General features: G+C 26.2%; 3 protein-coding genes. All 3 read right to left on the minus strand.

Features of this window, described 5'->3' with window-relative positions; genetic code table 11:
• Positions 1–50 precede the first annotated feature (50 nt).
• Entirely contained in the window at positions 51–740 is a 690-nt protein-coding gene (locus QZ321_RS12420) for a hypothetical protein (RefSeq protein WP_294197057.1), read from the minus strand.
• Positions 721–1,158 (minus strand): hypothetical protein, encoded by a 438-nt coding sequence (locus QZ321_RS12425; protein WP_294197058.1) that lies wholly within the window; start codon positions 1,156–1,158, stop codon positions 721–723. The genes QZ321_RS12420 and QZ321_RS12425 overlap by 20 nt, the downstream gene beginning before the upstream one ends.
• Positions 1,145–1,690 (minus strand): hypothetical protein (locus QZ321_RS12430; RefSeq protein ID WP_294197060.1); only part of this gene is annotated, 546 nt, incomplete at its 5' end. The genes QZ321_RS12430 and QZ321_RS12425, both read right to left, overlap by 14 nt.

Genomic DNA, 1,690 nt, shown 5'->3' on the forward strand with positions numbered 1-1,690 from the left:
CTATTGTCACATATTTTGCCGCCCTAGTCGAGGTACGCACTATCTACCGTTTACATTAATCCACTTACTGATAACGAAGTATACATTTCAAACACTATTTTTTTAGCTTTTTCCCCTCCCTGATTAAAATCGAAGGATTTTTTCATATTTAATAAAAATTGATCAAATACCAAATCAGCGTTACAAAAATAATTTTGTAACATTTTATTTGTGACATTTAAGGCATTTATTTCTATTGTGTTTTTGATATCTGATATATCTACATATTTAAATTCCAGGTTATCTAATATATCCTCAGATATTTGTAACCAGCCCTCATATGTAGAAATCTTTGAAGAAGGAATATAAGAATCAATGATATCCAGAGCATAACTTTCACTATTTTTTACTACAACATAGTGTTTACCTTGACTCGTATTCGATTCAGAAAAAATTTTAGAATAAGTCAAAAATTTACAATCTATTTTCAAAAGCAATCTACCATACTCTTTTATTTTGTTTTTCAAATCAAATATATTATTTACCGCAATGTTTTTAATTGAAATACCATAATGTTCTAGAGCATCATTTACTATTAATTCTAAATCAGTATATAAACCCTCATATGGAGAATAACAATTTAAAACTAATAAATACTTTGAGAAAAATAAATCTAACTCTCTCATATCAATAAGATAATAATTTAAAATTTGCTTAATAGAGCCCGAATAGCATGATACACTAACATCTGATTTTTTCATGATTCATCTCCCATTCATAAGAAAAAATTTCCACATCAAATTGTTGTTTTTCTATTTTTACAAATTGACGCCAAATTCCTGTGATATTAAATCCCGCTTTTCCCAAAAACAATTTTCCCAATCTGTCGCCTGAAACAATAAATACTAATACTTGGCATAACTGAAAAGAGTTTACTTTTAGAAAATCTAGTATTTCTCTTAAAGCCTTAGATATTTTTCCTATTCTTATAATTCCTATTTCTAGGATGTTATTATATTCATTTAAGCTAGTGCATCTAAAATCCAAAAAAGGTCTACCATAAAACTCCAATCTAAAATAATTTTGTAAAAAACTTTGCTCTTCTAAAATCAAATTACTCCAAATATAATTTTTATTCAAATCTTCTTTCTTTATTTCAATAATATTAAAGCCCTTCATTGCAAACCTCCCTGGCATTAGAACAACAAACATTCCTACCCAAATGCAAACCTATGTTCATTCCAGGAAGTAAATATGCTGTCAATAATAATAAACAGGAATATATATACATTTCAATAAAATCTTTTTTATTTTTTATATCACTATGAGAAAAAATAAATAAAAGAAGTTGTATAATTGATAGAAACATATTTTCTATCATACTTACTCTCATATCTGATAAAATAAACAAAAATAAATGTCTCCATAAGTATTCTTCCAATAATACATCACATAAAAGAATAGGTGAAAACCTATAAGATAACTCTATTTTCGGTCTAACAAAAAAAGTACTCATATAAGTAATAGTAACAATAAAGGGACTAATAAAGTAGCCTAAAAATGCACAGAAAAAAAATTTAATTGTTAAAAAATGAAAAAAATCAACTCTCTTTAAAAACATTAAACTTACAATAAAGCCAAAAAAATATCCCACTTTAGAGACTGTAAAAAATCTTGTGTCTATGAACTTTAGACTTTCCTGATAAGAATT

The sequence above is a fragment of the uncultured Clostridium sp. genome, from assembly GCF_910588715.1.
Classification (GTDB): Bacteria; Bacillota; Clostridia; order Clostridiales; family Clostridiaceae; genus Clostridium.

Coding starts and splice junctions, on each gene's coding strand:
- QZ321_RS12420 (WP_294197057.1), bottom strand. CDS start 740: ATGAAAAAATCAGATGTTAGTGTATCATGCTATTCGGGCTCTATTAAG.
- QZ321_RS12425 (WP_294197058.1), bottom strand. CDS start 1,158: ATGAAGGGCTTTAATATTATTGAAATAAAGAAAGAAGATTTGAATAAA.